The sequence below is a fragment of the Actinoplanes teichomyceticus ATCC 31121 genome (genome assembly GCF_003711105.1).
Classification (GTDB): domain Bacteria; phylum Actinomycetota; class Actinomycetes; order Mycobacteriales; family Micromonosporaceae; genus Actinoplanes; species Actinoplanes teichomyceticus.
In genome coordinates this window covers 1,551,340-1,571,632 of sequence record NZ_CP023865.1, presented here as the reverse complement: position 1 = coordinate 1,571,632, position 20,293 = coordinate 1,551,340, and the positions used below count along the sequence as shown (strand labels likewise).

The window sequence follows — 20,293 nt, the reverse complement described above, 5'->3', positions numbered from 1 at the left end:
CCTCGTCCCGGTGTCGATCCAACACGTCCGAGCGTACGCTGACCTTGACCTGTGACGTCGGCCCGGGTCCGGAACCGGAGCCACCGCGTTGGGGAAGAATACGAGCCATGCCCACGCTGCGCATCGCCCTCGCTCAGGTGAACTCGACGGTCGGCGACATTCCCGGCAACGCGGCTGCTGTCCGCCGCTGGTCGCGGGCCGCCGCGGACGCCGGGGCACACCTGGTGGCCTTCCCCGAGATGATGCTGACCGGGTATCCGATCGAGGATCTGGTCTTCCGCAACTCCTTCGTCGACGCCTCGCAACGCGCGCTGCGCGACCTCGCCGCCGCCCTGGCCGCCGACGGCCTGGGCGAACTGGCCGTCGTGGTGGGCTACGTCGACGCCGACGGCCCGGCCGCGATCAGCTTCGACGCCGCGCCCGGGACCGGCCGGCGCGACGCGTCCGCGCTGCTGTACCGGGGCGAGGTGGCCGCCACCTACTTCAAGCACCACCTGCCCAACTACGGCGTCTTCGACGAGGACCGGTACTTCGAGCCCGGCTCCGCGCTGACCGTGGTCCGGTTCGGCGGCGTGGACGTCGCGCTCACCGTCTGCGAGGACATCTGGCAGGCCGGGGGGCCGTTCACCGCGGCGCGGCGGGCCGGCGTGGGGTTGGTGGTCAACATCAACGCCTCGCCGTACGAGCTGAACAAGGACGACGTGCGCCTGCCCCTGGTGCAGCGGCGGGCCGCCGAGGCCGGGGCCACGGTCGCCTACGTCAACCTGATCGGCGGGCAGGACGAGCTGGTCTTCGACGGCGACTCGATGATCGTCGGGCCGGACGGGGAGCTGCTGGCGCGGGCCGGGCAGTTCACCGAGGAGCTGCTCGTACACGATCTGGACCTGCCCGCCGCGGACGCCGCGCCGAACCCGCAGGGCTCGACCGACGCGGCGAAGCCGCAGGTCGAGCAGCACATCCCGGACGACATGCCGATCAACCCGGTGCTCCTCGACAGCGAGCTGGCGGAGAACCCGGACCGTCGTGCCGGCGGCGTCGCCGACCGGATCGCCGACGCGGCCGAGGTCTGGCAGGCCCTGGTCCTGGGTCTGCGCGACTACGTGAACAAGAACGGCTTCCGCTCGGTCGTGCTCGGTCTCTCCGGCGGCATCGACTCGGCCGTGGTCGCCGCCATCGCGGTCGACGCGCTCGGCGCGGACCGGGTCACCGGCGTCTCGCTGCCCAGCGGCTACTCCTCCGAGCACTCCAAGGACGACGCCGCCGACCTGGCCAAGCGCACCGGCCTGAACTACCGGGTGGAGCCGATCCAGCCGATGGTCGACGCGTTCCTGGCCAACCTGTCGCTCTCCGGCCTGGCGGTGGAGAACCTGCAGGCCCGGGTGCGCGGCGTGATCCTGATGGCGCTCTCCAACCAGGACGGGCACCTGGTGCTCACCACCGGCAACAAGAGCGAGCTCGCGGTCGGCTACTCCACTCTCTACGGCGACTCGGTGGGCGGCTTCAACCCGCTCAAGGACGTGCCGAAGACAATGGTCTGGCAGCTCGCCCGTTGGCGCAACACCCAGGGCGCGCCGCCCATCCCGGAGAACTCGATCACCAAGGCGCCCAGCGCGGAGCTGCGCCCGGGCCAGAAGGACTCCGACTCGCTGCCCGACTACGAGGTGCTCGACCCGATCATCCGGGGGTATGTGGACCACGACCTCGGCCGGGCCGAGCTGATCGCGGCCGGCAACGATCCGGAGCTGGTCGACCGGGTGCTGCGGATGGTCGACCTGGCCGAGTACAAGCGCCGCCAGTCCGCGCCGGGCACGAAGATCTCCGGCAAGGCGTTCGGCCGGGACCGCCGCCTGCCGATCACCAACCGGTTCCGCGAGGGTGGCGCGACCGGCGGGCAGGTGTGACAACCTCCACTGAAGGCTGACCGCGGCGCGGTCCCCGGTGCGACGATGTGCGCACCCGGGGACCGCATCCGCGCGGCCTCGAGGGAGGAGTCAGGAAGATGTCGGAAATCCCGACCTTGTACGGCGGGCCCGCCACCCGCCGGGTCCGCACCCGCGACCTGCTCAACGCCAAGGCCCGCGGCGACCGGTGGCCGATGCTCACCTCCTACGACCAGTACACCGCGTCGATCTTCGACCGGTCGGGCGTGCCGGTCCTGCTGGTCGGCGACTCGGCCGCCAACAACGTCTTCGGCTACGAGACCACCGTCCCGGTCACCGCCGAGGAGCTGCTGCCGCTGGTCCGCGCCGTGGTGCGGGCCACCAGGACCGCGCTGATCGTCGGCGACCTGCCGTTCGGCAGCTACGAGGAAGGCCCGGCCCAGGCGCTGCGCACCGCCGTCCGCTTCATGAAGGAGGGCGGCTGCCACGCGGTGAAACTGGAGGGCGGCCGCCGGATGGCCCCGCAGATCGAGGCGATCACCGGCGCCGGCATCCCGGTGATGGCGCACATCGGGTTCACCCCGCAGCGCGAGCACGCCATCGGCGGGTACCGCGTGCAGGGCCGGGAGAACGAGGGCGCCGAGGTGATCGCGGACGCCCGCGCGGTCGCCGACGCCGGCGCCTTCGCCGTCGTCCTGGAGATGGTGCCCGGCGACGTGGCCCAGCAGATCACCAAGGAGCTGCCGATCCCCACGGTCGGCATCGGCGCCGGACCGGACACCGACGCGCAGGTGCTGGTCTGGCAGGACATGGCCGGCCTGCGGACCGGCAAGGCGCCGCGCTTCGTCAAGCGCTACGCCGACCTGGCCGGCGCGCTCACCGAGGCCACCCGGCAGTTCGCCCAGGAGGTGCGCAGCGGCGAGTTCCCCGCCGCCGAGCACACCTTCTGAAAAAACCTTCCCCGGTACGCCCCACGGATGCCCGTCCGTAGGCCTACCGGCCACGCCCCGTGACGGTCCCGCGCGGCGCGCCGCCCACTCCCCAACGGTGGCGCGCCGCCCATCCCCGGATCGGTCGCTCCGGTCCACACGCTGCCCGCTCCTAGGCGCGTTCGAAGCGGACCGTCCGGGTCGCCGGGTCGGCCGCGGTCAGGCGCACCCGGATCCGCTCGCCCAGCGGCAGGTCGCCCACGCAGCGGGCCCGTACCGCCGGATCGTCGAGCGCGACCGTGCCGCCGGCCGGCCGCTTCCCGGACGCCTCCTGGCGGTCCAGCACGGCCGCGTCGAAACACTCCCCCACCCGGCCGTGCAGCAGCACCGCCTCGGCCAGGTCGATCGCGCCCCGGTCGGCCGCTCCGGCGATCCGGTCGGTCGCGGTCATCTGCCTCGGCAGCTGCGGCAGGGCGTCGAGCACCCAGCGCGGGACCGGACGGTTCTCGTGCAGCGCCAGGCAGATCTCCGTGGCGTACCGGTCGGCGAGCCGTCGCAGCGGGGCGGTGACGTGCGCGTAGGCCGCGCCCACCCCGCCATGTCCGGCATCGCGCGGCGCCGGGCCGGCGGCGCCGCCGAAAGCGGTGTACGCCGCGCCGCGCAACAGCTCCGCCGCCTGATCCAGGAACGCCGCGCCGCGTGGGGTGCCGGGATCCACCGAGGCCACCACCGCGCCCACGCTCGCCCCGTCCGGCCAGCTCACGCCGAGCGACCCGGCCGCCACCCGCAGGCCCTCGACCGCCTCCGGCGCCGGCCCCGGCATGGTACGCAGCAGCCCGGTCCCGCCGTCCAGCATGATCCGCGCCGCGGCCATCCCGGTCAGCAGCGAGATCTGCGCGTTGTGCTCCTCCACCGGCAGCGGCGCGCGCAGCACCAGCCGCCATCCGTTCCCGTCGCGCTCCACCTCCTGCGCCGGCAGCGGCAGGTTCACCGCGCCGCGCTCGGCTGCCCGCCCGGACAGCAACGCCCCGATCTCGGCGAGCAGCGCCACCGGCTCCGACGGGTTCCCGCCGTCCAGCTCCCGCTGCACGCTCGGATAGTCCAGCTTGGCACGGCTGCGGATACGGGCCCGCTCCAGGCTCACCGCGGTCGTCGTCCCGTCCGCGGCCAGGTCCAGGGTCCACACCACAGCCGCCCGGTCCACGTCCGGGAACAGGCTGACCGCGCCCTCGCTGAGCACCGGCGGGTGCAGCGGGATCCGGCCGTCCGGCAGGTAGATCGTCTGCCCACGCACCCAGCTCTCCGCCTCGACGGCGCCGCCCGGCCGGACGAACGACGCCACGTCGGCGATCGCGTACCGGACCCGGTAGCCGCCACCGTCGCGCCGGCTCAGATGCATGGCCTGATCGAGGTCCTGCGACCCGGCCGGATCAATGGTCACGAACGGCACGTCGGTCCGGTCGGCGCCCGCCGGCAGTTGCCCGGCCACGCTCTCCGCCTCGGCGGTCACCTCAGCCGGGAAGTCCCCCGGCAGCCTCAGCTCCCGGCGCAGCACCGAGAAGTCGATCTGCGGCGCCCAAATCCTTGTGATCGGCACCGCCCATTCCTACCAGCTCAGCCGGAACGGGTTAACCCACCGGCGGCGCCGGGTTCCCGCACCGGGCGGCACGGGAACCCGGCGGCGCGGCGCGGTCAGCGCGCGCGCCGGGCGGCGCCCGATGGCGTACGCACGGCGGCGCTGCGGGACACCGACGTCGCCTTGGCGGCGTTCCGGGAACTCCGGGCGCCCCCGCCGGCAGCCCCGTCGTTCGTGCCGGAGGCGCGCGTGACCTTCGTGGCCTTGGCCGCGTTCGCGGTGGCCCGGCCGGTGCCGGCGGCCACCGACCTGTTGGCCGCCTTCTTCGCCGGAGCCCTTCCACCCTGGCTCTCGTTCGCCGGCTCGCCCACCACGGATCCGGTCGACTCGATCTCCGGCGCGGCCGTCGCTTCGCCGGCCGCCGCCTTCCGCGCGGCCACCTTCCCCGCCACCGCCCTGGCCCGAGTGGCCTTCCCGGCCGCCGGCGCCGCCCTGGTACCGGTCGCGGCGCCGGCTCCCTCCGCCGGGTTGGCGGCGGTCCCCTCGACAGCGGTCCCCTCGGCGGCGGCCGGCTTCGCGGTGCCTGTCCGGGCAGCCCTCGCCCCGGTCGCCTTGGTGGCGCCGGCCCTGGCCGTGCTGGATCTCCCGGCGGTGACCGCCGGCGTCGCTCCGGCTTTCGAAGCCGCCTTCGTCGCGGGGGCCTTGGCCGCACCGGATTTCGCGGCGGTCGCCGTGGCCCCGGCCGCCTTCACCGCAGCCCGCGCGGCGCCGGCCGGCACCTTGGCGGCCGCCGCCTTCGTCCCTCCAGCCTTCGTCCCTCCAGCCTTCGTTGCTGCGGCCTTGGTGGCCCCGGCCTTCGCCGCCGCGGCCTTGGTCGCCCCGGCCTTCGTCGCCGCGGCCTTCGTCGCCGCGGCCTTGGTCGCTGTCGCCTTGGTCGCTGGAGCCTTCGTCCCTGCGGCCTTGGTCGCGACGGCTTTCGTCGTCCCCGCCTTCGTCGCCGCGGCTCTCGCCGCCCCGGTCTTGGTCGTTGCGGTCCGGGAGGCGGTCGCCTTGGCGGCGGTCTTGGTCCCGGTCGCCTTACCCGCCGCAACCTTCGCCGCGGTCGCCTTGGCCCCCGTCGCCGTGGAAGTGCCGGCTCCGGCCCGGGCGGTCTTCACCGCAGCGGCACCCCCGGCCGTCTTGGCCACGCCCCGCTTGGCAGCAACCCCACCAGCAGTGGCGGTCTTGGCCGCGGCTCTCTTGGCGGCCGTCGCCTTGGTGACAGCGCTCTTGGCGGCCGTCGCCTTCGCCGCGGTCGCCTTACCCGCCGCAGCCTTACCCGCAGTCGCCCTCCCCGCCGCAGCCTTCGCCCCGGTCGCCTTACCCGCCGCAACCTTCGCCGCGGTCGACTTGGTCCCTGTCGCCTTAGCGCCAGTCGCCTTCGCCCCTGTCGTCTTGGCCGCCGTCGCCTTAGCGCCGGCCGCCTTCGCCCCCGTCGCCTTGGTCGCCGTCGCCTTGCCCCCGGTCGCCTTGGGCACGGCCGCCTTCGCGGCGCCCGCAGCTTTACCACCCGCCGCGCGGGTTCCGGCAACCTTGGCGGCCTTGGCTACGGCCGTTCTGCCCGCAACCGCCCTGCCCTGCGCCTTCGCCGCCGCACCGGCCACCTTGCCGGCCGTCGCCTTCGCCGCCGCCTTGGCGGCTGTGGCCTTGGCAGCCGTAGCTTTGGTCGCCTTCGCCCTGGCAGCCGTGGCTGCAGGAGACGCGGCCTCGGGAGTCGCCGCCTTCGCGCCGGCCGCCCTGGCACCGGTCGCTCTGCCCGCGACCTTGCCGCCGGCCGCCGCCTTCCCGGCCGTCGTCACCGGAGCAGCCTTGGCCGCCCCGGCCACCCGCCCTCCGGTCTTCTTCGCAACCGCCCTGCCCCGAGCCGCCGTCGCAGCCTCTTGCTCGGCCCGCGCGGCAGCCGCCGCGGCCGCCTTCGCCGCAGTCGCCTTGCCGCCCACCGCCTTGACCGGCGCGGCCTTCTTCGCAACGCCCGCCTTCGTCCCGACCGCCTTGACCGGCGCGGCCTTCTTCGCAACGCCCGCCTTCGTCCCGACCGCCTTGACCGGCGCGGCAGCCCGCCCCGTAGTCGCCTTGGTGCCGACCGCCTTGACCGGCGCGGCCTGGCCGCCCCTGCCGCCGGTGGCCCGACCGGCCGCCGCCCCGCGTTCCGGCCGCGCCGCGGCACGCCCGGGAGCCGCCGCGGACTTCCCCGGCGCCTTCCTGGCCGGAGCCGTCTCGGCGCCCTCCGCGGCCGCCGGCGTCTGCGCGGGCCGGGCCTTCTTCGGCACGGCCTTGGCCCGACCGCGCCGGTCCACCGTCTCGGCCGGCGGCTGCGTCTCCGCCACCGCTTCGGCGTCGAACCCGGCTGGATGCTCCTCGGCCGCCGCAGGCTCCGGCTCGCTGCCCGCCTCCCGGCCGGCGGCGGCCCGCGCCGCGGCTCGAGCCGCCGCCCGCTGGGCGGCCGCTTCGCGCCGGGTCATCCGCGACGGTGCCGGTTCGGCACTGGCTGCCGCCTCCTCCGCGGCCCCCGGTTCCACCGACGAACCGCCCAGGTCATCCACCGCTCGCGCCCGGGCGGAGACCTCGGCCGGGGCAACCGGGGTCGCGGCCGGACCGCCCGCCGGAACCGCGGCGATGCCCCGGCCCGCCCCGCGTCCGCCCGGCATCGAGCCCTGGCCCACCGCGACCTGGGCGGCCGGCGGCTCCGGCTGCTCGGGTCCGACCTGCCCGACCGCGGCGGCCCCGGCCTGCGCGGCCCGGGTTGCGGCCAATTCGGCCTGCGCCGCCCGTACCGCCGCCTCGGACCGCTCGTCCGGCGCCTCCGGTTGGCGGCCGGCGGCCGCCGTGGCACGCTTGCGCACCGGCGTGCTCCGGACGATCCCGTCGTCCTCGACCACCGTCTCGCCCTCCTCGGGCGACAGGAACAGTTCTCCGCGTTCCCGGGCGCTCCGCGCGAACTCCTCCATCCGCGCGGTGACCACGTCCGCGGTCGGCGCGGCGGTCTCCGATTCCGGGGCGCCGAGCGCCTCCAGATCGGGCCGGTCCGCACCCCACTGGTCGGATTCCCGCTCGGGACCCGCGGCTTCCCGCGGCGGCGCGAACCACCCGCCCAGGAATGGCCGATCGGTCAGCTCGCTGGGCGAGATCTCGGATGCTCCGGGCCCGCCGCTTACGGCCCCCGACGACACGGGTTCCGGGTCGGTCCGGCCGGGGTCCCTGTCGTCGGCCTCCGCCGACACCGTCACCCGCGTCTTGTTCGGAACGTCGCTGTTCGCGGCAGCGACCCGCCGCGCCTTCCGGTTCACGGCGGCGCCCGGGTCCGCTTCCCCGCGCTGCGGCAGAGCCCCCTTGCGTACGGCCTCAGCCCGCCCCACCGGCACCGTGACCCGCCCGGCGGGAGCCCGCCCGGAACCGCCCGGCCGACCCGCGCCACTCCCAGCCCGGGCGCGCGACTCGCCCGCCGCGGCCGCACCGGTCGCCTTGACGGCGGACGACTTCGACTTCGTCCCCTTCGTTGCCGTCCCCTTAGCTGCGCCCACTTCTACCGCCGCCCGCTTCAGCAACCCCGATGTCACGCCGGCCGCTGCCGACTCCACAGGCTTCCGCGCGACCGGTTTCCCTGCCGCCTTCGGCCCCGCTGACTTCCCCGCGACCGATTTCCCTGCCACCTTCGGCCCCGCTGACTTCCCCGCGACCGATTTCCCTGCCACCCTCGGCCCCGCTGACTTCCCCGCGACCGATTTCCCTGCCACCCTCGGCCCCGCTGACTTCCCCGCGACCGGTTTCCCTGCCGTTTTCGGCTCCGCGGATTTCGCCGCGGCCGACTTCCTCGCCGCTGCGGCCTGCGCCGCCTTGCCGGCGCCAACCGGCTTTCCCCCGGCCGCTTTCCCGGTGACCCGGGCCGTCACACCCGCCGGAGCCGTGGACTTGGCCGCCACCACGGCTCCACTGCGCACCTTGGCGGCACGTCCGGTCGCTGCCGGGATCGGCGCGCCCGCCCGCTCACGAGCCTTCGCCCGCCCGGTCGCCTCCTCGTCCCCGCCCACGGCCGCGGTCCCCGGACCCGTGGCCGCGATCGTCGCCGTACCGGCGCGGCCCCGGCTGCCCGTCCGAGCGGTCACCCCGGCCGCACGCCGGCCGGTCGCGGTATCCGCGTCGTTCCCGGCGGTGGCGCGCTTCGCCGTACCGGAAACGGGTTTCGGACCGGCGCCGGCGGCAGCGGGTCTCGTCGGAGCCTTTTTGGCAGCGGGCATCGAGGTGTTCCTCCTTGCGAATGACTGCGGGCACGTCTGCGCCGGGGAAGGTCGAACAGGGGGCGAGGTGACGGTCTAGCTGCTCTCCCCGGTCCAGCGGGCATCCTCGGAATCCCATTCGGCATTGCGCTTCTCGACCGTTTCGAGGGCCCGCGTCGCTTCGTCGGCGGTGGCGAACGGACCGAGCCGGTATTGCGCCGGACACACGTCGTCGCCGATCTCGACCCGGTGGTGTCGGAGGCACCAGAAGTAGCCCGCCCCGCCGAGCCCACTGTCGTTCATTCCATCACTGTGCTACTAAAAACGACCATGCGCTACTGATTCGGGCAAAATCCCCCAGAATTTCCATTGTGGATCAGGGTGGATTGGCCGTCATACCTCATCGGAACGAGCCACCCGCCCGGTTCGGCCGGCTTCGCGACCGCATTCACACCACCGAGACCTCGATGAGCACCGCGCCGACCGGGCCCCGCGGGACGACGGGCGCAGGGCACGGCGGAATGGCCGGCGCACGGAAACGGCGGGACGGCGGGCGCACGGGAACGGCGGGACGGCGGGCGCACGGGAACGGCGGGACGGCGGGCGCACGGGAACGGCGGGACGGCAGGCGCACGGAAACGGCGGGACGGCAGGCGCACGGGAACAGCGGGACGACGGGCGCACGGGAACAGCGGGACGACGGGCGCACGGGAACAGCGGGACGACGGGCGCACGGGAACAGCGGGACGACGGGCGCACGGGAACGGCTCGGACGGACATCCCCGCGCAACGCAGAACCGCCCCGGTCGCGCGAACGCGGCCGGGGCGGTGACAAATCAGTCGTGGGTCAGCTCAGCTCGGCCGCGACCAGCTCCGCGATCTGCACGGCGTTGAGGGCCGCGCCCTTGCGCAGGTTGTCGTTGGAGATGAAGAACGACAGCCCGTTGTCCGCCGTCGGGTCCACCCGGAAGCGGCCGACATACGACGGGTCACGCCCGGCGGCCTGCAGCGGGGTCGGCACGTCCGACAGCTCCACCCCGGGCGCCGAGGCGAGCAGCTCGCGGGCACGCGCCGGGGACAGCTGCCGCTCGAAGCGGGCGTTGACCTGGATCGAGTGCCCGGTGAACACCGGCACCCGCACGCACGTCCCGGAGACCAGCAGGCCCGGCAGGTCGAGGATCTTCCGGCTCTCGTTGCGGAGCTTCTGCTCCTCGTCGGTCTCGCCGCTGCCGTCGTCGACGAACGAGCCGGCCTGCGGGATGACGTTGAAGGCGATCGGCTTCGGGAAGACCTTGGCCTCCGGGAACTCCACGGCGCCCCCGTCGTGGGTCAGCTCGGTGGCCCGGTCGGCGACCTTCTTGACCTGCTCGTCGAGCTCGGCGACCCCGGCCAGCCCGGCGCCGCCGACCGCCTGGTACGTGGTGGCGACGAACGCGACCAGCCCGGCCTCGTCGTGCAGCGGCCGGAGCACCGGCATCGCGGCCATCGTGGTGCAGTTCGGGTTGGCGATGATGCCCTTCGGCCGCACCTTGGCGGCGGCCGGGTTCACCTCGGCGACGACGAGCGGGACGTCCGGGTCCATCCGCCAGGCGGACGAATTGTCGACGACCACCGCACCGGCCTCGGCGACGCGCGGCGCGTACTCCTTCGAGCCGCCCTTGCCGGCGGAGAAGAGCACGATGTCGAGGCCGCGGTAGTCGGCCGTGGCGGCGTCCTCGACGGTCACCTCGCCGGTGCCCCACGGCAGGGTGCGGCCCGCGCTGCGCGCGGAGGCGAAGAGCCGGAGCTGATCTACAGGGAACTGGCGCTCGGCCAGGATGCGGCGCATGACGCCACCGACCTGTCCCGTCGCGCCGACGATGCCGATCCTCATGGGCACCAAAATACGGCCTGAACTGCGAACCAAGAAATCACCTTGCTCACAATGCGGGATGGCTGTCTCATATTGGAGGATAGGAGGTCTAGCTTCGAGGGCATGGCGACGTACACCCACGGGCATCACGAGTCGGTCTTGCGCTCACACCGCTGGCGCACCGCAGAGAATTCGGCGGCGTACCTGCTGCCGCATCTTTCCTCCGGATTCACGCTGCTGGACGTCGGATGCGGCCCCGGCACCATCACCGCCGACCTGGCGACGCACGTCACATCGGTCACCGCCCTGGAACGCACCGACACCGCGCTGGACCTGGCCCGCGCCGAGATCACCCGCCGCGGCCTGACCAACGTCGACTTCGCCGTCGGCGACGTGCACGCCCTGGACTTCCCCGACGACTCCTTCGACGTGGTGCACGCCCATCAGGTGCTGCAACACGTCGCCGACCCGGTGGCCGCCCTGCGCGAGATGCGCCGGGTGACCCGCCCGGGCGGCGTGGTCGCCGCCCGGGACAGCGACTACGCCGGGTTCACCTGGTTCCCGCTGCTCCCCGAGCTGGACGAGTGGATGGCCCTGTACCAGCGGGTCGCGCGCGGCAACGGCGGCGAGCCGGACGCCGGGCGCCGCCTGCTGTCCTGGGCCCGCGCCGCCGCTTTCACCGACGTCACCGTGACCGCGTCGGTCTGGTGCTTCGCCGACGACGCCGACCGCCAGTGGTGGGGCGGCATGTGGGCCGACCGCATCCTGAAATCCGACATGGCCACGACCGCTCTGCGCACCGGCGCCGCCAGCGAGGCCGACCTGCGCCGCCTCTCCGCCGGCTGGCGCCGCTGGGCCGACTCACCCGACGGCTGGTTCACCATCCCGCACGGCGAGATCCTCTGCCGCGCCTGACCCGACAGGCCCGGCACCGCCACCACCCGCCCGCGGTCAAGGCGGCTCCCCGCCACCCGACCGCGGGCGGCCCGCACGCCGCACACACCGCCCGTGCCAGAGCAGCTCCCCGCCACCCCGAACCGCGGGCGGGCCGGGCACCGGCGCCACTCCCGACTCTCCGGCCCGAGAACCCTTTCCATCGATACGACCTACGCGCCCCGTCCGCAGGCTTCCCAGCCGAGCCCCGTGCGGCTCCCGCGCGACGTCCGCCGCACTCCGGGCCGCCCCGCGACTCCCGATCCCGGCTGGTGCCGAGCCGGCCTGCGGACGGGGCCACGAGGGCGTACCGGAAAGGCCACGAGGGCGTACCGGAAAGCAGACGGCGCGGGACCGCGACGCATCGTCGCGGTCCCGCATTCCCCCCGGTAAAGCTCGGGATGGCCGGTCAGGCCATCCGGTCGGGCCGGAAGGCCCAGTGCCACGGCTCCCGCCGGGTGTTCTCGACGAAGCCGTAGCGGTCGGCGTTCTTGCGCATCCACGCCAGCGCCTCGGAGTTCAGGTCGAGGTCGGTGGCCATGCCCCAGCCGTGCTCGCTGGTGCCGGGCCGGGCGGCCAGACCACCCTGCGAGTAGAGGCCCTTGCGCCGGACCAGGTCCACCTGCTCGGCGTAGGGACGGTACGAGTCGGTGATGCCGATCTTCACGCCGTCGCGCCGGGCGTCGGCGACGAGGCGGGTGAGCGACTCAGCGGCCGGCGCCCACAGCCGGTGCCGGGTGTCGCCGACGCGGGCCAGCGCGTCCGCCGGAATCTTGCCGTTTCCGTACGCGGCAAGATCTTCCGGAATACCCTTGCTGTTGAGTTTGTGAGTCGTCCGCCGCCCCGTCGCGGGAGCGTCCTGCGCCGCGATGGCACCCTCCAGGTGGCTGGCGAACACGGTGCCGCTGCGACTCATGGTGGCGCCGCCGGGCGCCGCGGTCGTGACCGTGGCGACCGCGGTGGCCGGCCGGGTCTGCAGCGCCAGGATCCGGCTCTGGATGTCGGCGATACGCGAGTTCACTCCCTCGATTCCCACGACTTACGGTTCGGCGCGCCCGCGGAAATCTGAGTTGCTCGGCGAAAAAGTTCAGGCCAAATCGGCCGGGTTGGTGTTGGCGCCGCAGAGCAGGGTGACCACCCGCTCGCCCGGTGCGGGGCGGTAGGCGCCGGAGGTCAGCGCGGCGTACGCGGCGGCCGTGCCGTGCTCCACCACGATCCGGTGGCCGTCCCAGAGCCGGCGCCGCGCGTCCACGATCGCGTCGTCCTCGACCAGCACGGATTCGATCTGCGCGTCCGCGGCGAGCCGGTAGGGGATGTCGCCGGCCCGCCGGGCGCCGAGCGAGTCGGCCGCGACCCCGGAGACCGGCACGTCGACCGGGCCGCCGGCGGCCAGCGCCGCGTGCAGCGCGCACGCGGTCACCGGTTCGACGCCGACGATCCGGACCCGGTCGCGCAGCGCCGCGATCACCCCGGCGATCAGGCCGCCACCGCCGACCGCGACCAGCACGGTGTCCACCTCGGCGGGCAGTTCCAGGCCGATCGTCCCGTTACCGGCGACCATGTCCGGGTCGTCGTAGGCGTGGCAGAACAGCGCGCCGGTCTCCTCGGCGCGGATCAGGGCCGCCGCGTACGCCTCGGCGTACTCGTCGCCGGTCTGGACCACCCGGGCGCCCAGTTTGCCGAGCTTCGCGACCTTGACCGCCGGCGCGGTGACCGGCACGTACACCTCCGCGGGCACGCCCAGCTCACCGGCCGCGTAGGCGGCGGCCAGGCCGGCGTTGCCCCCGGACGCGGCGATGACGCCGGCCGCGGGAACCGGCCCGGACAGGATCTTGTGCATCATGCCGCGGGTCTTGAAGGAGCCCGCGTGCTGCAGGTACTCCAGCTTGAACCACCGGTCCGGCCCGGCGGCGACCGTCGGGGTGTGCCGGATCCGGCCGTCGATGCGCCGGGCGGCGGCTTCCACATCCGCGAGGTTGATCATGTGATCCAACCTAGCGCCGCCGCTCCCGGCCCCTACGCCACGCTCCAGCTCGCCCGGCCGGACGGAACGGGTAAACGCTCGCCGATCAGCCGGGCCAGATCGAGTAATCGGTTGGAGAAGCCCCACTCGTTGTCGAACCAGCCGCGCACCTTCACCCCGCCGTCCGCGGTGGTCTGGGTGCCGGACGGGTCGAAGAGGCAGGACGCCGGGTTGTTCTTGACGTCGATCGAGACGGTGGGGTCCGGGTCGTACGCGAGGATGCCGCGCAGCGGCCCGGCGGCCGCCTCGGCCATCGCCCGGTTCACCTCCTCGACCGACACCGGGCGCCCGGTCTGACCGGAGAGCTCGGCGAGCGAGCCGACCGGGGTGGGCACGCAGTAGTAGCTGTAGCGCATCTCGCCGATCTCCGGCAGCGCCACCCGGACCAGGTCGCCGACCACGTGGTTGTGCGGGACGATGCTCTCCCCGGTGGCCCGGCCCAGCCGCGGATCGTCGCGGGACGTGCCGATCAGCGAGTCCTGCACCCGCTGCCACCCCTGGGCGGCCAGCATCACCGAGGTGTTCACCGCGTGCAGCCCGAACCGGTCCAGCAGCACCTTGGCCATCACGGTCAGCGCGTTGACCCCGCACGAGGCCGGCGAGACCACGTCGTGCACGGCCGGGTTGTAGCTGAGATGGTTGGCGCCGAAGATCAGGAACGCGTCGGGATCGTCGGCCGAGGCGCTGATCACCACCTTGCGGGCGCCGCCGTGGGTGATGTGGGTGCGCGCCGTGGTGCCGGCCCGGAACCGCCCGGTCGCCTCGATCACCACGTCCACCCCCTGGTCGGCCCACGGGATCCGCTCCGGCCGCTCGTGGTGGTAGGCGCGGATGGTGTGGTCGTTGACCACCAGGTGGTCGCCGCGGGCGGTCACCGTGCCGGGGAACGAGCCCCGGATGCTGTCCCGGCGCAGCCCGTACGCCAGTTTCTCGGTGGTCGCGATGTCGTTCACCGCGGCGATCGAGACGCCCGGGTTCGGCAGGGACGCCACGAGACGGGTCAGGCTGCGACCGATCCGTCCCAGTCCGTTGATCCCGATCGCGACAGTCATCGGGCGCTCCTCGACTCCGTTGCTGTTGTGCGCTGCCCGCCGCCAGGACACCCCGGTGTTGCATCAGGGTCCACCCGGCGTCACTGCATCGACACTATGAGTTGTGCAACTTGCACGTCAACGGATGACAATGTCACACCATCCGAGTGACGGCCATCGAAGCCCCATGCCCACTATGGAGCCGGTTACGGCATGCTGGACATGTGCCCATACTGCTCTGCTACGCGCCGGCCGACGCCCGCTGGGCACAGTGGATCAGCGAGTCCCTGCAGGCCGCGGGTCATCCGGTGGAAATGCTTGCCGCCCGTGCCGACTTCGCTCATCGGATAGCCGCCGCGCTATCCGGCCCGGACCGGGTGATCGTCCTGCTCTCCGCGGAGCACCCCGCGTCCGCGTCGGACTGGGCCCGGGTCCCCGCCGGACCGGACCTGCTGGTGTTCAGCCTGGACCGCGCCCGGCCGCCCGCGGCACTGCGCGCCGCGACCTGCCGGAGCCTGCACGACCTGGACGAGGAGGAGGCCCTGGAGGTCCTGATGGCCGCGGTCGGCGGTCCGCAGAACCCGTCTTCGCGTACGCCGTGAGACGTGCCGTTCCGACCGCCCAGCCCGCGGGCCGGGGACCCGCCCGGCGGCTGTCCCGGGCGCGCCCTCGCCCCGTCCGGGGCCTTTCCCGCCGTACCCCCGGCCCGCCCGGTGTCACGCGACCGCGCGGTAGAGCAGGACCAGGCCGATCCCCGTGCCGAACGTGACGATCAGGTACTTCAGCACCCGCGCCGGCAGCCGCCGGGCCACCCGCGCCCCGGCGTAGCCACCGGCGACCGTGGCCGGCGCGAGCGTCGCCACCGCGCCCCAGCGCACGTCCGCGAAGAGCGCGAAGACCAGCACGGTGACCAGGCCCACCGTCGCCGACAGCACGTTCTTCAACGCGTTGATCCGCTTGAGCGGCTCGTCCAGGATGAGCGCGAGGGCGGCGACGTACATCACGCCGAGCGCCGCACCGAAGTAACCGCCGTACACCGACCCGGCGAACACCACGACCTGCAGCGTGACCGCGGCCCGGCGCGGCGGCATCGACCGGGGATGCCCGACCAGCCCGCGCAGCCGCTCCTGGAAGGCCAGCGTCGCCGCGGCCGCCAGCACCAGGAACGGCACGACCAGCTCGAACACCCGCCCCGGCGTGGCCAGCAGCAGCGCGCACCCGGCCACCGATCCGGCCACCCCGGCCGGCAGCACCGCCCGTACGCGGGCGCCCTGCCCGGCCAGGTCGGTGCGGCTGCCGGCGACGCTGGAGACGTATCCCGGGAACACCGAGACCGAGTTGGTCACGTTGGCGCCGACCGACGGCAGCCCGGTCGCCAGCAGACTGGGGAACGTGATCAGCGAGCCCCCGCCGGCGATCGCGTTCACCGCGCCGGCCGCGAAACCCGCGACGATCAGCAGCAGAATGTGCGAGAAATCCATGATGCGAGCGACCCTACGGCCTCGCTCCCGAGCCGGTCGCCGGGTTCCCCCGGTTCCGGTCCGGAACCGGATCACCGAGCCGGCCCGCGTCCGGTGCGGCCCGGAACCAGGCCACCGAGCCCGCCCGCGTGCGGCCCGGAAGCCAGGCCACCGAGCCCGCCCGCGTGCGGTCCGGAACCAGGCCACCGAGCCCGCCCGCGTCCGGCCCGGACCGGGTCGCCGGGCCGGTCCGGCCGGGGACGTAGGATTACGGCGCGACGGACGAGTCGGCTGGGCGGCCGCGTCGGTGCCCCCGGGCACCGCCGAGGAACGTCCGGACTCCGCAGAGCAGGGTGGTTGTTAACGGCAACCCGGGGTGACCCGCGGGACAGTGCCACAGAGAACAGACCGCCGGCCGGTGCCTCGGCGCCGGCCGGTAAGGGTGAAACGGTGAGGTAAGAGCTCACCAGCGTCCCGGGTGACCGGGGCGGCTAGGTAAACCCCACCCGGAGCAAGGCCAAGCAAGGCCGCGACCGCAGGGCCGCGGCCGGCGCAGGGTTCGAGGGCTGCTCGCCTGATCCTGCGGGTAGGCCGCATGAGCCTGCCGGCGACGGCAGGCCGAGATGGATGGCCGCCACCGGCGACCCAGGTCGCCGGCCACAGAATCCGGCGTACAGGCCGACTCGTCCGCCGCCTCGAAAGCCATGCCGCCCGGCAGCGGCCGCCCGTCTGCCGCAGGATTTCGACGCCCCGGCATCCGGCCGGGACGACTGCGGCCGCGGGCCGACAGGCCGCACCCGTGCGCCTGCCGTCCCGGCGTCGGCCTCATCGACGCAGGACCGCGATGAGGCCGACGACTGCCGCTAGCGACGTTGCGAGACCGCCCAGCACGGCCGCCACGGCTCGGAGGCATCCGAGGACGAGGGGGTGCCGGGCCGGGGCAGGCGCCACCGCGGCCGCGAGCTTCGGCGGCAGAGCGAATCTTGGCCGTTGTCAGGTGCCGGTGTACGGCTGGCCGACAGCGCGCCGTGCCCCGCTCGGCGAGGGGGCACGGCGCTCGGGATCGGATCCGGTCAGGTGGAGGAGACCGTGTCGATCGGGGTGCTCTTCTCCCGCTCGACCCGCGGGTCGCCCTCGTCGGCGAAGTAGTCGCCGGGCGTGGTGCCGTCCGCGCCCGGCGGTGTCCGCATCACCCGCAGCAGGAGGGTGACCAGCGCGGCGACCACCAGGTTGGCCAGTACCGCCACGAAGCCGACGTAGATCGTCTTCTGGCTGTCGAGGCCGAACTCGGACAGCGGGAACGCCGACCCGCCGAAGTGCCGGCGTCCGGTGGCGGCGTTCGGGATCTGCCACAGCATCCACAACGCCAGCGCCATCCCGGCCGCCCAGCCGGCGATCAGCGCGATCCGGTGCAGCCACCGGGTGTAGAGGCCGATCACCACCGACGGCCCGGTCTGCAGGATGATCACGCCGCCGATCAGCTGCAGGTCGATGGAGAACTGCGGGTCCAGGAAGACGATGAAGCCGACCGCGCCGATCTTGACCACCAGCGAGGTGATCTTGGCGACGCCGGCCTCCTGGGCCGGGGTGGCGTCCCGCTTGAGGTACTCCTTGTAGATGTTGCGGGTGAAGAGGTTGGCCGCGGCGATCGACATGATCGCGGCCGGGACCAGCGCGCCGATGCCGATCGCGGCGAACGCGACACCGGCGAACCAGGCCGGGAACTTCGCGTCGAACAGCAGCGGCACCACGGTGTTGCTGTCCACGCTGCCGGCCTTGGCGCCGGGCAGCGGCTTCACCCCGGCCGCGATGGCCATGTAGCCGAGCAGCGCGATCAGGCCGAGCAGGAAACTGTACGCCGGCAGCGCCGACATGTTCCGCTTGATCACGTCGCGGTTCCGGCTGGCCAGCACGCCGGTGATGCTGTGCGGGTAGAGGAACAGCGCGAGCGCCGAGCCGAGCGCCAGGGTGAAGTACTGCACCTGGTTGTTGGCGTTCAGGATGATCCCGTCGCCGGGCGCCGGGGAGGCCTGGAACTTCTTGTCCGCCGCCTCGAAGATCGCGCCCCAGCCGCCCAGCTTGTACGGCAGGTACAGCACCGCCACGATGATCACGATGTAGATCAGGGTGTCCTTGACGAACGCGATCAGCGCGGGCGCCCGCAGCCCGGACTGGTACGTGTAGGCCGCCAGGATGGCGAACGCGATGATGATCGGCAGGTGCCGGGCGAGCGCGCTGTCGCCGGTCACGCCCATCGTCTTGAGCACCGCCTCGATGCCGACCAGCTGCAGCGCGATGTACGGCATGGTCGCCACGATCCCGGTGATCGCGATCAGCAGCGCCAGGGTCGGCGAGTCGTACCGGGTGCGGACGAAGTCGGCCGGGGTGACGAAGCCGTGCCGGTGCGACACCGACCAGAGCCGGATCAGGATCAGGAAGAACATCGGGTAGATCACGACCGTGTACGGCACGGCGAAGAACCCGGCCGCTCCGGCGCCGAAGATCAGCGCCGGCACGGCCACGAAGGTGTACGCCGTGTACAGGTCGCCGCCGACCAGGAACCAGGTGATCCAGCCGCCGAAACTGCGCCCGCCCAGGCCCCACTCGTCGAGGTGCGCCATGTCCTTCGGCGCCCGCCACCGCGCGGCCACGAAGCCGATCGCGCTGACCAGCAGGAACAAGACCGTGAAGATGACGATCTCGGTGACGTGGTCGTTCATGGCCGGCTCCGCTTGCGGGTCATCCGGTACACCAGCGTGGTGGTCCCGACGCCGAGCAGGATGAAGGCGAACTGCAACCAGTAGAAGAGCGGGAACCCGGCGAGCCGCGGCTCGTCGTGGTTGAACAGCGGGGTCAGCAACGGCACCACGATCGGCGCCAGGAGCAACCAGTTCCAGGGACTGCTATCGGTACGCGGGGATTCCGGCGCTGCCATGATCCGCCTCCCTCAACAGCGTGCATGGTTTCCGTCACGCTAACGAGACAGCCGGATCTCTGGCGATCCGACTGCGCCGAACGGGCGAGGCGGTGCGCCGAACGGCAGCACCGCCCCGGCCCCCTCAGCGCAGACCCGCCGACACCGTCCTGGTCAGCGTGGCGTGGTCGTCGTCGCCGTCGAGCGACCACATCATCGCGCCGCCCAGCCCACGGGTACGGATGTAGAGCGTCTTCTGCAGCAGCACGGCCGGATCGTCGTACGTCCAGAAGGTGGTGCCGTCGAACAGCCAGGCGTGGCCGGACCGCAGGTCCCGGTGCACGGTGTAACCCTGCGCCGGCAGCTTCGCGAGCGTCTTGAAGTCCTCGGTGCCGGCGGCGAACACGCCGGGCGCCGGGCCGGTGGCGGGCTGGAACAGCCCGGAGCCGCCCCCGGCGACCCCGGTCCAGCCCTGGCCGTAGTACGGCAGGCCGAGCACCAGCTTGCGCCTCGGCGCGCCGCCGGCCAGCCAGGCGCCGACCGTGGTCTCCACCGAGAAGTCCGGGTCGTCCGGCGCGCCCGGCGGCACCCGCAGCGCGGACTGCTGGTTGGTCCGGGGCTCCCAGGTGCCGTGGTAGTCGTAGCCCTGCAGGGTGCCGAAGTCGAGGTAGCGGAAGATCTTGTCGACCTCGAAGCCCGCCTCGATCTTGGCCGGAGCGGCGGGCAGGAACGCGGTCAGGTCGTAGTGCCGGCGGTTCGCCCGGCCGAGCCGGTCCAGCTGGCTGCGGAACTCGGCGGCCAGCCGGGTGAAGTTCGGCCGGTCCTCGGGCCGGATCACGTTCCCGGCGTTGCCCTCCGAGCCGGGCCACTCCCAGTCCAGGTCGATGCCGTCGAAGATGCCGGCGGCCACGCCGCCGGCCAGGCCCGGCAGGTTCCCCTTGAGCCACAGGTCGACGCACGAGGAGACCAGTTTCTTGCGGCTGGCGTCGGTGCGGGCCGCGTCCGAGAAGTACGCCGACCCGCTCCACCCGCCCAGCGAGATCAGCACCCGCAGCTGCGGGTTCTTCGCCTTGAGCTCGGCGAGCTGGTGGAGGTTGCCGGCGATCGGCTGGCCGGCCACGTCCGCGGCGCCGTCGACGCTCCTCGCGTCGGAGAACGGGACCTGCCAGTCGGCCCACGGGTCGGCGGAGGCGCAGACGCCGTCCGCGGTCACCGGGCCGAACGCGTAGTTGAGGTGGGTGAGCCGGGCCGCGGCACCGGACTGCTGCACCTTCGCCAGCGGGAAGTCGCGGCCGTAGATGCCCCACTGGGTGAAGTAGCCGACCTTGACGTACGGGCGTCGGTCATCTGCCTGTGCGGGAGTCGGTGCGGCGGCCACGACGGCCGTGACGGCGGCCGCCACGGCGACGAGGCGGCGGGTGGTACCGCGCATGAGCCCTCCA

At 73.5% G+C, this 20,293-nt stretch carries 16 protein-coding genes and 1 other RNA gene; 6 read left to right on the top strand and 11 right to left on the bottom strand.

The window, feature by feature from the left end; genetic code table 11:
* The first annotated feature begins 107 nt into the window (after window positions 1–107).
* Together ACTEI_RS07210 and panB are read left to right on the top strand one after the other, a co-directional pair.
* Entirely contained in the window at window positions 108–1,901 is a 1,794-nt protein-coding gene (locus ACTEI_RS07210; RefSeq protein ID WP_122976925.1) for an NAD+ synthase, read from the top strand.
* Between the two features lie 98 nt (window positions 1,902–1,999).
* Window positions 2,000–2,830, top strand: a complete 831-nt coding sequence (panB, locus tag ACTEI_RS07205) for a 3-methyl-2-oxobutanoate hydroxymethyltransferase (RefSeq protein WP_122976924.1) — start codon at window positions 2,000–2,002, stop codon at window positions 2,828–2,830.
* A 151-nt stretch (window positions 2,831–2,981) separates the two neighbouring features.
* Here the strand turns inward: panB and ACTEI_RS07200 are convergent, their stop codons facing one another.
* Window positions 2,982–4,406: an RNB domain-containing ribonuclease gene (locus ACTEI_RS07200; RefSeq protein WP_122976923.1), complete on the bottom strand. Its 1,425-nt coding sequence runs from the start codon at window positions 4,404–4,406 to the stop codon at window positions 2,982–2,984.
* A gap of 95 nt (window positions 4,407–4,501) precedes the next feature.
* The gene (locus tag ACTEI_RS07195; RefSeq protein WP_145830819.1) at window positions 4,502–7,711 is read right to left on the bottom strand and encodes a hypothetical protein; all 3,210 of its coding nucleotides are present in this window, start codon (window positions 7,709–7,711) and stop codon (window positions 4,502–4,504) included.
* A gap of 175 nt (window positions 7,712–7,886) precedes the next feature.
* On the opposite strand from ACTEI_RS07195, the gene ACTEI_RS07190 reads away from it, so the two are divergent.
* On the top strand, window positions 7,887–8,738 hold the full coding sequence (locus tag ACTEI_RS07190; protein ID WP_122976921.1) for a hypothetical protein: 852 nt from the start codon (window positions 7,887–7,889) through the stop codon (window positions 8,736–8,738).
* On the opposite strand, the gene ACTEI_RS07185 is transcribed toward ACTEI_RS07190, so the two are convergent.
* Both ACTEI_RS07185 and ACTEI_RS07180 read right to left on the bottom strand, forming a co-directional pair.
* Window positions 8,735–8,941 (bottom strand): hypothetical protein, encoded by a 207-nt coding sequence (locus tag ACTEI_RS07185; RefSeq protein ID WP_122976920.1) that lies wholly within the window; start codon window positions 8,939–8,941, stop codon window positions 8,735–8,737. The two genes, ACTEI_RS07190 and ACTEI_RS07185, sit on opposite strands and share 4 nt — an antisense overlap.
* A 544-nt stretch (window positions 8,942–9,485) precedes the next feature.
* The gene (locus tag ACTEI_RS07180) at window positions 9,486–10,511 is read right to left on the bottom strand and encodes an aspartate-semialdehyde dehydrogenase (RefSeq protein WP_122976919.1); all 1,026 of its coding nucleotides are present in this window, start codon (window positions 10,509–10,511) and stop codon (window positions 9,486–9,488) included.
* A gap of 102 nt (window positions 10,512–10,613) precedes the next feature.
* On the opposite strand from ACTEI_RS07180, the gene ACTEI_RS07175 reads away from it, so the two are divergent.
* Window positions 10,614–11,405, top strand: coding sequence for a class I SAM-dependent methyltransferase (locus tag ACTEI_RS07175; RefSeq protein ID WP_122976918.1), 792 nt, complete (start codon window positions 10,614–10,616; stop codon window positions 11,403–11,405).
* 427 nt (window positions 11,406–11,832) lie between these two features.
* Here the strand turns inward: ACTEI_RS07175 and ACTEI_RS07170 are convergent, their stop codons facing one another.
* From ACTEI_RS07170 to ACTEI_RS07160, 3 genes are read right to left on the bottom strand one after another with little or no spacing between them, the layout of a single operon-like run.
* A complete protein-coding gene (locus ACTEI_RS07170) occupies window positions 11,833–12,459 on the bottom strand; it encodes a M15 family metallopeptidase (protein ID WP_122976917.1) in 627 nt (208 codons plus the stop codon).
* A gap of 51 nt (window positions 12,460–12,510) precedes the next feature.
* Window positions 12,511–13,407, bottom strand: a complete 897-nt coding sequence (locus ACTEI_RS07165; RefSeq protein ID WP_122976916.1) for a threonine/serine dehydratase — start codon at window positions 13,405–13,407, stop codon at window positions 12,511–12,513.
* Between the two features lie 32 nt (window positions 13,408–13,439).
* The gene (locus ACTEI_RS07160; protein WP_122976915.1) at window positions 13,440–14,498 is read right to left on the bottom strand and encodes a type I glyceraldehyde-3-phosphate dehydrogenase; all 1,059 of its coding nucleotides are present in this window, start codon (window positions 14,496–14,498) and stop codon (window positions 13,440–13,442) included.
* Between the two features lie 203 nt (window positions 14,499–14,701).
* Between ACTEI_RS07160 and ACTEI_RS07155 the strand changes: the two genes are divergently transcribed.
* Entirely contained in the window at window positions 14,702–15,079 is a 378-nt protein-coding gene (locus ACTEI_RS07155; protein WP_164465871.1) for a toll/interleukin-1 receptor domain-containing protein, read from the top strand.
* Window positions 15,080–15,193: 114 nt separating this feature from the next.
* Here the strand turns inward: ACTEI_RS07155 and ACTEI_RS07150 are convergent, their stop codons facing one another.
* Window positions 15,194–15,958, bottom strand: coding sequence for a sulfite exporter TauE/SafE family protein (locus tag ACTEI_RS07150; RefSeq protein WP_122976913.1), 765 nt, complete (start codon window positions 15,956–15,958; stop codon window positions 15,194–15,196).
* Window positions 15,959–16,220: 262 nt separating this feature from the next.
* Here ACTEI_RS07150 and rnpB point away from each other — a divergent pair.
* Window positions 16,221–16,627, top strand: an RNA gene (gene rnpB, locus ACTEI_RS07145) — RNase P RNA component class A.
* A gap of 383 nt (window positions 16,628–17,010) precedes the next feature.
* On the opposite strand, the gene mctP is transcribed toward rnpB, so the two are convergent.
* From mctP to ACTEI_RS07130, 3 genes are all read right to left on the bottom strand, one after another.
* The gene (mctP, locus tag ACTEI_RS07140) at window positions 17,011–18,657 is read right to left on the bottom strand and encodes a monocarboxylate uptake permease MctP (protein WP_122976912.1); all 1,647 of its coding nucleotides are present in this window, start codon (window positions 18,655–18,657) and stop codon (window positions 17,011–17,013) included.
* On the bottom strand, window positions 18,654–18,872 hold the full coding sequence (locus ACTEI_RS07135) for a DUF3311 domain-containing protein (protein WP_122976911.1): 219 nt from the start codon (window positions 18,870–18,872) through the stop codon (window positions 18,654–18,656). The genes mctP and ACTEI_RS07135 overlap by 4 nt, the downstream gene beginning before the upstream one ends.
* 124 nt (window positions 18,873–18,996) lie before the next feature.
* Window positions 18,997–20,283: a glycoside hydrolase family 18 protein gene (locus tag ACTEI_RS07130; protein WP_122976910.1), complete on the bottom strand. Its 1,287-nt coding sequence runs from the start codon at window positions 20,281–20,283 to the stop codon at window positions 18,997–18,999.
* Window positions 20,284–20,293: the final 10 nt, after the last annotated feature.

Bases quoted from the DNA above. Each gene is read 5' to 3' on its own strand.
- ACTEI_RS07175 (WP_122976918.1), top strand. From the start codon at position 10,614: ATGGCGACGTACACCCACGGGCATCACGAGTCGGTCTTGCGCTCACAC.
- ACTEI_RS07180 (WP_122976919.1), bottom strand. From the start codon at position 10,511: ATGAGGATCGGCATCGTCGGCGCGACGGGACAGGTCGGTGGCGTCATG.
- ACTEI_RS07165 (WP_122976916.1), bottom strand. From the start codon at position 13,407: ATGATCAACCTCGCGGATGTGGAAGCCGCCGCCCGGCGCATCGACGGC.
- mctP (WP_122976912.1), bottom strand. From the start codon at position 18,657: ATGAACGACCACGTCACCGAGATCGTCATCTTCACGGTCTTGTTCCTG.
- ACTEI_RS07135 (WP_122976911.1), bottom strand. From the start codon at position 18,872: ATGGCAGCGCCGGAATCCCCGCGTACCGATAGCAGTCCCTGGAACTGG.
- ACTEI_RS07210 (WP_122976925.1), top strand. From the start codon at position 108: ATGCCCACGCTGCGCATCGCCCTCGCTCAGGTGAACTCGACGGTCGGC.
- panB (WP_122976924.1), top strand. From the start codon at position 2,000: ATGTCGGAAATCCCGACCTTGTACGGCGGGCCCGCCACCCGCCGGGTC.
- ACTEI_RS07130 (WP_122976910.1), bottom strand. From the start codon at position 20,283: ATGCGCGGTACCACCCGCCGCCTCGTCGCCGTGGCGGCCGCCGTCACG.
- ACTEI_RS07160 (WP_122976915.1), bottom strand. From the start codon at position 14,498: ATGACTGTCGCGATCGGGATCAACGGACTGGGACGGATCGGTCGCAGC.
- ACTEI_RS07150 (WP_122976913.1), bottom strand. From the start codon at position 15,958: ATGGATTTCTCGCACATTCTGCTGCTGATCGTCGCGGGTTTCGCGGCC.
- ACTEI_RS07185 (WP_122976920.1), bottom strand. From the start codon at position 8,941: ATGAACGACAGTGGGCTCGGCGGGGCGGGCTACTTCTGGTGCCTCCGA.